At 41.7% G+C, this 7,510-nt stretch carries 8 protein-coding genes; 3 read left to right on the forward strand and 5 right to left on the reverse strand.

Annotated elements, in window-relative coordinates; all coding sequences use genetic code 11:
- Positions 1 to 584: 584 nt before the first annotated feature.
- Complete coding sequence (locus H6G97_RS53840) at positions 585 to 983, reverse strand: ISAs1 family transposase (RefSeq protein WP_242055918.1); 399 nt, start codon at positions 981 to 983, stop codon at positions 585 to 587.
- Between the two features lie 8 nt (positions 984 to 991).
- Between H6G97_RS53840 and H6G97_RS40985 the strand changes: the two genes are divergently transcribed.
- Positions 992 to 1,231 (forward strand): hypothetical protein, encoded by a 240-nt coding sequence (locus H6G97_RS40985; protein WP_190946340.1) that lies wholly within the window; start codon positions 992 to 994, stop codon positions 1,229 to 1,231.
- Between the two features lie 58 nt (positions 1,232 to 1,289).
- Here H6G97_RS40985 and H6G97_RS40990 read toward each other — a convergent pair whose 3' ends face one another.
- From H6G97_RS40990 to H6G97_RS41005, 4 genes are all read right to left on the reverse strand, one after another.
- Complete coding sequence (locus H6G97_RS40990; protein WP_190946335.1) at positions 1,290 to 1,919, reverse strand: chloramphenicol phosphotransferase CPT family protein; 630 nt, start codon at positions 1,917 to 1,919, stop codon at positions 1,290 to 1,292.
- A gap of 102 nt (positions 1,920 to 2,021) precedes the next feature.
- A complete protein-coding gene (locus H6G97_RS40995) occupies positions 2,022 to 2,579 on the reverse strand; it encodes a GNAT family N-acetyltransferase (RefSeq protein ID WP_190946336.1) in 558 nt (185 codons plus the stop codon).
- Positions 2,580 to 2,790: 211 nt separating this feature from the next.
- On the reverse strand, positions 2,791 to 3,441 hold the full coding sequence (locus H6G97_RS41000) for a DUF488 family protein, N3 subclade (RefSeq protein WP_242055919.1): 651 nt from the start codon (positions 3,439 to 3,441) through the stop codon (positions 2,791 to 2,793).
- Positions 3,416 to 3,886 (reverse strand): DUF1392 family protein, encoded by a 471-nt coding sequence (locus H6G97_RS41005; RefSeq protein ID WP_190946337.1) that lies wholly within the window; start codon positions 3,884 to 3,886, stop codon positions 3,416 to 3,418. The genes H6G97_RS41000 and H6G97_RS41005 overlap by 26 nt, the downstream gene beginning before the upstream one ends.
- Positions 3,887 to 4,110: 224 nt before the next feature.
- On the opposite strand from H6G97_RS41005, the gene dinB reads away from it, so the two are divergent.
- Both dinB and H6G97_RS41015 read left to right on the forward strand, forming a co-directional pair.
- On the forward strand, positions 4,111 to 5,196 hold the full coding sequence (dinB, locus tag H6G97_RS41010; protein ID WP_190946338.1) for a DNA polymerase IV: 1,086 nt from the start codon (positions 4,111 to 4,113) through the stop codon (positions 5,194 to 5,196).
- A gap of 813 nt (positions 5,197 to 6,009) precedes the next feature.
- A complete protein-coding gene (locus H6G97_RS41015; RefSeq protein WP_190946339.1) occupies positions 6,010 to 7,143 on the forward strand; it encodes an ISAs1 family transposase in 1,134 nt (377 codons plus the stop codon).
- The last annotated feature ends 367 nt before the right edge of the window (positions 7,144 to 7,510 follow it).

Consider the following 7,510-nt stretch of genomic DNA (forward strand, 5'->3'; position numbering starts at 1 on the left):
GATACTAAGTTCCCAGCAGATGATTTTTGCGTCATATATCATATTTTATAACGCCGTGTCTACCAATCTACATTCTGATTTTTTCTTTCTACCCCGATTTACCGAGCGGATACACTTTTAAGAACAATTTATTTAGAAAGGCAGCTATGCTGAAGGCAGAAGGCTCAGTTGAAATACTGCTTTCTGCTTGCTCTCTGCCTGTGACCAAAGCGAACTTGCGGTTTAAGACCCCCACCAAATTGAAAATTTGGTGGGCCCAATTAAATACGTATGGTTTTAAATCCTCTTCTAAATTGAACCTTGTGCTTTATGCCAGGGTTAGCGCGTCTCAAACCCTATTGACAGATGGATTTTAACTCATGTGTTGAGTTTGGGAGAGCCGCTGCCAACACAGAAACCATGTACTGATCATTCATAGCTGCTCTGCGTGACTTTTGCCGAATACTGTGACGAAAAGATGTTTCTCGTTCTAAGGCATTGAGTGCAATGCGACGCAGTAAAGCAAAATTTTGTAGACTATGTAGAGAACGAATCCCAATTCATCTTCACCGAAGTTAACATCTAATGTCCAATGAACAGAGTTTTCAATCCCCCAATGCTGTCGAATCACGCTGCCAATGAAAGTTAGCATCACTGGTGAGACTAGAGATGTAAAATTGAACTTCTTGAGTAGTTTTATTCCAATGCTGAATCGAACGTACTACCATTACTACTGTTGTCAGACCAGCCCACAAATCTTGTTCATGAAGTGCAGGAAGTTGTGACACTGGCACGGTGTAAATCTGACGATTTTCGATGCGGTGATGCCCTTTTTCTAGTCGTTGACTCAGATTCACATCAACATCTTTAAACCCTAGAGATTGTGCTATGTCAAACCAATTTTTCACTTGTTGGTGTAGCGTAAGGTGATTATCTTTCAGGCTCAAAATATAATCAGCATTTGCTGTGGTGATTTTTTGGGCAATCAATTTTTGAGAACGCAAAAGCATCAATGGTGATGATGCAACCAGATATATCTAACATTTCTAACAGTGCTATGATAGAATCACGATTTCAACATATCCTCAATTCAGATTTTTGTAACTGCGAATTGCGAACTTGTACTGAACGCAGCCGAAGTATTGCGAATTGTGAACTGTACTTGACCAATGCCCCAAATCCTCGCCATGCAGAGATACCCGGTAGTAGCCGCAAGCTAGGCGATGTGTCCGACAAGCCGCAAAGCGTCTAAGAACTGTACAGGAAAACCCGATGAGTGGCACTTCTCGATTTATACAGGTGACGATGATTTAATTGGCAGACAGTGCAGCAAGCCGTTGAAATGCCGATGGCACAGGAAGATTTGCCAACTGCTGGCGGATTACTTCGACACATTCCGCCGAACTGAATAAGGAGGTATCAACTTCCATGTCATAAATACCAGGGATGTGAACTTCGCTCTGCCATAACTCAATCGGATGTGGCACTGGGGAGCCGAGAACAGTATCCATGTTCTGGCCTGTATTCCATCGTCTTTCCATAATTACCTCAATTGGGCAACGAACACCCACGAACAAAACGGGTAATCCATCTAAACGCCGAGCGCAATTGACCAGAATACCCCGCTTGATGGCGTATGCGTCATGATGTCCGACATCAACAACGACATTGATCCCCAAACGGCTGTGAGCAGCAATAGATTCATACATCGCACTGTACAAAATGGGAATCAAAGGTTCAATATCTTGGCGTTCTCCCCCTGGTCGCAGACCAATTCCCGGCAAAAATCTTGCAGGAGTCATCTGCATAAACCCATCGACCCCCAAGTTCATCCATAGACCATTAAATGATTCTTGAATGGCTGTGGCAATACTCGACTTGCCTGAGCGTGGAGTACCATTGAGGATGATAATCTGCCCCAGATCATGCGTCTGTTCCATGATTTCTCCGAGCATAGTTGATAAAAATGTAAATAAATTACTAACTCCGGTCTGTGAGCGATTCAACTTGGTAAAATTCAGATTTTTGGGGATAAAGCAGATTTAAATGGGACGCTCACAAGGTTCACCATACTGTCGATAACCAACTCGCTTGAAGGCAGAAATCATCCGCTCGTTACCCACCCAAGTATCACAAAACACTCTGAAAACGCCTACTTCTTGTAATGTACGTGTTCCTTGTGACAAAAGATCGTTTGCAAAACCCTGTCCTCGGTACTCTGGAAGTACGCCAATATCGTAGATAGTTCCTTCCTCTTTGCCATCCTTGGCGCATCCTGTAAAAATAACTGGAAGCACAAACCCTACAATGTCGCCATCGCCATTTTGATTAATTCCAAACTGCCACCAGTCATCTTGATACCAGAAGCCATCTTTGGCCGAATTGAGATATTTCTCAATCTCTTGATACGGGGAAGTTGCTGAAATTTTCCGTTGATGACTGGCATCGGTTGATGAAGCCATGACACGCATTACAACGCTGATTAATGAATTGTCGCCCATTGCCTCAACCCGCTTAAAAGCTAATCGTGCTGGAACTTCAATTAACGGTTTTGGCTCTTCCCAGACAAAGGGAACTTTGAAATAAGTTTGTTGACTCATAAGTTATAGCAACAGATATCTGTAAGCTGCACCTCTTATGCTACACAATACTACATAATTAGTGTGACAGATGGTAATTGAGCTTTCATTTATTCTTTCTACAAAGTTTAATTACTCGCCAACCCCGATAGGCTGCCGGACATTTAAGTTGCATAACGCCAGGGCTGAAACCCCTACAAGAAGCGAATCAGTCTGGAAAAATGGATAACGACTAGCTCACCAACCGCCCCCGATAGAACTCCTGCTGCAACCCCGACAGAACCGCCAGCACCCCAAGCTCCGACCAGTCCCCCAAATCCTCGCCATGCAGAGATACTTGGTAGTAGCCACACTCCAAGCGATGCCTACGGCAACGCGAAGCGGGAACGCACTTCACAGGATAACCCAGTGCGTGACATTTCTCGATCAGCGACAATATCAAAGGTGGATATGTAGTAGGATGGTTTGTCAAGCCATTTTGGACAAGGGTTAATTGTAGTTGATCAGCCCCAACTTCCCCGCCCCAAAGCTCTTGCAGTATCTCCTCACCAACTTGATATCGATGACAGAAATCCCCAGTCTTTTCAAAGCAGCATAGGGTTATATCTTGCGGATTTTCTTTCTGTTTTCTCACCCACAATTGAATTAGTTGCTGGCGAGAATCCAGAGTCTTCCTGAACTCCCTGGTGTATTCTTCCTGTGCGGCGGTATCCTGGGCTGATGCCTTCCAACACTTGAGCAGTTCTGGAGTTGGCGCGAACAAAGGCAGGTGTTTGCCTTTCCAATTTTTGGGAGGGTACAGCGAGATTGAGATGGCCTCGCCTCGATTTCGCCACGATAATATGAGGTGAAGACTGTCATAATCGCACCCGCTCCAAGTCATAGTCAGTCACCCGTGCGATGGAATCTTTAGAGGTAAGAACCTCGCCACCTTTTTCTGATATAGCAGGGGACATCCACTCGATGCTGTAGAACCAAGAATCATTAATCAGTTGAATGCCCTGTACAATACGAACCGGTGGGCCATCGCCATGAAACCGAAACTCGACTAACTCACCCAGACGAAAAACGGGTTTTTCTTGGGGCAGCGAACGCAAGTTACCTGTACCAATAAGTTCACTACCCCAAACAGTAATATTGTCATTGCAAGTATTGATTTCGTATTTCCAGCCTTGCGACGACCATTCGACACCACAGCAGTAACCAAATGCTTTGACTCTCTTGACGTACACCCGTTCAAGTAAGCTTACTAGCAACGGCGGGATTCGTTGACCCCAAGGTGGGGAGATGTACCAACACTGTTCTAAGTTTTGAACAAGATTAGTCATACTTTTGCTCCTTTTAAAATACTTTGTGCTGATATGAATAATTGAGTTGCAAAACTGAAAGGTACGGAACAGCCGATAATTGACCCCGCCGTAGCAGTTTCGTTGGGGAATAATGCAGATATGGTATTTTAACCAAGTAGTGCTAATGTACTATAGAACTAGTAATATAGTATTTTATTAAGCACTAGTTAGCCTAACTTTCTAATGCTTCACTCTGCTTTCAAGTGAGAAAGATAATTCATGTAGATATGGATGCATTTTATGCATCGGTAGAACAGAGGGACAACCCTAGCTACCGAGGTAAACCGTTAGTAGTCGGTGGCAGTCCCAATCAGCGAGGCGTAGTTGCAGCAGCTAGTTATGAAGCCAGAAAATTCGGTATTCACTCTGCGATGCCGTCAGTAACAGCTTTTGCAAAATGCCCTGGGCTTATCTTTGTCAGACCAAGATTCGACGTTTACCGAGAGATTTCCACTTCAATCCACGCTATCTTTAAACGCTACAGTGATTTAGTGGAAGGGGTATCGCTAGATGAAGCATACCTGGATGTGACTGAGAATAGGCAAAACATCCCCTACGCTTCTACGATCGCAAGACATATCAAAACTGCGATTTTCCAGGAAACTCAGTTAACGGCAACTGCGGGCGTGTCGATTAACAAGTTTCTTGCAAAAATGGCATCAGGTCAAAATAAACCCAACGGACTGACGGTTATTTTACCGGAGGATGCGATCGCCTTTGTAGAGCAACTGCCGATTGAAAAGTTTCACGGGATTGGAGAGGTCACGGCGGCGAAGATGCATTCACTAGGGATTCATAGTGGTGCAGATTTGAAAGAGCGAACTCTTTCTGAGTTAACACACCATTTTGGTAAAGCAGGTAATTATTACTATAAGATTGCCAGAGCAGAAGATGATCGCCCAGTTGAAGCAAATCGAGTTCGCAAGTCCGTTGGTGCAGAAACCTCATTTGCACAGGATTTAAGCGATGTAGGTCAGATGTTGCAGGAACTTGAACAGATTGCCCAGATAGTGGAGCAACGGTTAGAGCAACATGAAACGCGAGGCCGCACATTAACTCTGAAAGTCAAGTTTTCTGACTATCATCAGATAACCCGCAGTAAGACAATGCTTGCTCCCATCAGTGAACTCTCTACGATTTTTGAGATAGCCAAAGCACTATTTGAGTCAATTGATTTGGAAAACCGCAGTATTAGGTTGTTGGGAATTTCGCTGTCTAACCTTGATAACGCTAAACAAACCCAAGTGATTCAACTGCCACTATTTAAGAATGCAGGGATTATATTTTAGCTTAGGTATAGCTTACACTTGTGTGTCTGAACTATCTCTCAATTCTTGTTGTAATTGGGATAGTTGATTTTTTAATGCTTCACCAGTGTAAATATGGCTGAAATTCTTTCACTCTACATTTGACGATTTTGGACTATGAGTCATACTATAAAAAGGCTCATGATTTCAGCAATCACTAACTATATTTCCAAGCAGCCATTTAGAGGCCATTTATAAAGTAAAAATAAAATTCCTGTAGGGGAGCCAGTGCGTTACAGAGGTTTCCTCCTTTGTAGGAACTGGGTTGTGTTACGCGCAAGTTTCGATAAAATTTGTCACAAAAAACATGACATAAGCACCTAACGCACCAGGTTATATAGTGGTGCATGATAGCAAAGTCGTAACACACCCAGGGCAAACGCATCTAAATATTGACGAGCCTGAATCAGGATGAAATACACCAAGACTCAAACTACATAAGGCTTTGAGGAAATTAAATCTCACTCAACATGAAAATGATAATCATTGCGAGGGGGAGTTAGAGGCAGCCGACAGCTGCCTAAATTTTCACGGTCAGTTCTCCACTTAATAGCGTAGGTTTTCTCACAGTCTGATTCTCAATAGTTTTAGATTAATGACTAGGAATCACGAGAAGATCAGGGCAAATGAAAAACTCAATTTATGCGATCGCCAGCGTGTTGGGCGGTTACGCCATCGCTAACTGATTAAAGTGACTTTTACAGATGGCGTGAAAAGTCAGGACGACTGCCTGTCAAGGAACATGGTATTCTTGCAGGAACTCCAAAAAAGAATTTCATTCTGATTCTCCTTTCTATGAAGCTGAAACCAAAAATCACGATTGCTGACCATTTTGCGGTGATACAAGATCCACGAATAGATCGCACTAAACGGCACAATTTAATTGATATTATGACAATCGCAATAATAGCAGTGATTTGTGGGGCGGATGGCTGGGTGGCAGTAGAAACTTATGGTTGTGCAAAATACTCGTTTTTAAAAACATTTTTAGAATTACCAAATGGCATTCTGTCCCACGATACATTTGCGCGAGTTTTTGCACAGATAAATCCCCAACAATTCGAGTCATGTTTTATTGATTGGATGAAATCAATACAAAAGATAACTAATGGTGAAGTTATCGCCATTGACGGGAAAACCTTACGTGGTTCTTACGACAAAAGTAATGAGCAAAGTGCAATTCAAATAGTAAGCGCCTGGGCAACTACAAGTAAATTAGTATTGGGACAAGTTAAAGTTGATGAAAAATCAAATGAAATTACAGCAATTGCCGAACTATTAAAAGTTTTAGAACTGTCTGGATGTATTGTCACAATTGACGCAATCGGTTGCCAAAAAGAGATTGTAAGATTAATTACACAGCAAGATGCAGATTATGTAATTACGTTAAAAAAGAATCAAGGAAATCTTTACGATGAAGTTGAAAAATTATTCCAGTCAGGGATAAGCACAGATTTTGAGGGGATTCAACATAGTATATATAAAACAGATGAAATTGGGCATGGTCGTCATGAAATCCGCCACTATGTGATGTTATCTCAGATTCAGTCTCGGCTTAACCCAGATTCAGTTTGGTCAAACTTTAACAGTGTTGGTATGGTAGAATCTGTCCGTTTACTAGACGGTAAAACAACAGTTGAAACTCGTTATTTTATTAGTAGCCTTGAAGATAATGCTGAACAGTTTGGTAATTCTATTCGCAGTCATTGGGGAGTTGAGAATTCATTACATTGGGTATTGGATGTCGCTTTGAGGGAAGACGACTGTCGGATTAGAAAAGATAATGCTCCACAGAATTTTGCTATTCTTAGACATATCGCAGTCAATCTTTTAACTCAAGAGAAGCGTGTCAAACGCGGAATCAAAAATAAACAGTTTCTCGCGGCGATGGATAACAAATATTTACTAAGTATTTTAGCGCTAGCTTAAAATAGTACATCAAAACTTCAGTTGAATGCTTTACATAAAAGTTTTATTTATTCTCTAAGTAAATATATTTTTATGTAGCTCATAATTGAATTATTTTAGTATTGATCATTAGTCATTCAGTTGAAGATAAGCCAATTTACATTTTCAAAAATATTTGATTTATTTTATTTATCATTCTATCAAGTTTTACAATTATCTATGTCATTTTGGAATCTCCCTTAGTTTTTATTAGTAAATAAGATGCGTTTGCCCTGGTAACACACCCTACTTAAGATTTACTTTATAAATGTTCTCTTACAATACGAAGACTAAATTATTTAGCAGTTACAGCCAAGAGGGTTGCCAGCTGAAGGGCAAGGGACACACC

Origin of the sequence: Nostoc flagelliforme FACHB-838 (genome assembly GCF_014698065.1) — a bacterium.
Classification (GTDB): domain Bacteria; phylum Cyanobacteriota; class Cyanobacteriia; order Cyanobacteriales; family Nostocaceae; genus Nostoc; species Nostoc flagelliforme_B.

Bases quoted from the DNA above. Each gene is read 5' to 3' on its own strand.
- H6G97_RS40985 (WP_190946340.1), top strand. From the start codon at position 992: ATGGTGATGATGCAACCAGATATATCTAACATTTCTAACAGTGCTATG.
- H6G97_RS40990 (WP_190946335.1), bottom strand. From the start codon at position 1,919: ATGGAACAGACGCATGATCTGGGGCAGATTATCATCCTCAATGGTACT.
- H6G97_RS40995 (WP_190946336.1), bottom strand. From the start codon at position 2,579: ATGAGTCAACAAACTTATTTCAAAGTTCCCTTTGTCTGGGAAGAGCCA.
- H6G97_RS41000 (WP_242055919.1), bottom strand. From the start codon at position 3,441: ATGACTTGGAGCGGGTGCGATTATGACAGTCTTCACCTCATATTATCG.
- H6G97_RS41005 (WP_190946337.1), bottom strand. From the start codon at position 3,886: ATGACTAATCTTGTTCAAAACTTAGAACAGTGTTGGTACATCTCCCCA.
- H6G97_RS41015 (WP_190946339.1), top strand. From the start codon at position 6,010: ATGAAGCTGAAACCAAAAATCACGATTGCTGACCATTTTGCGGTGATA.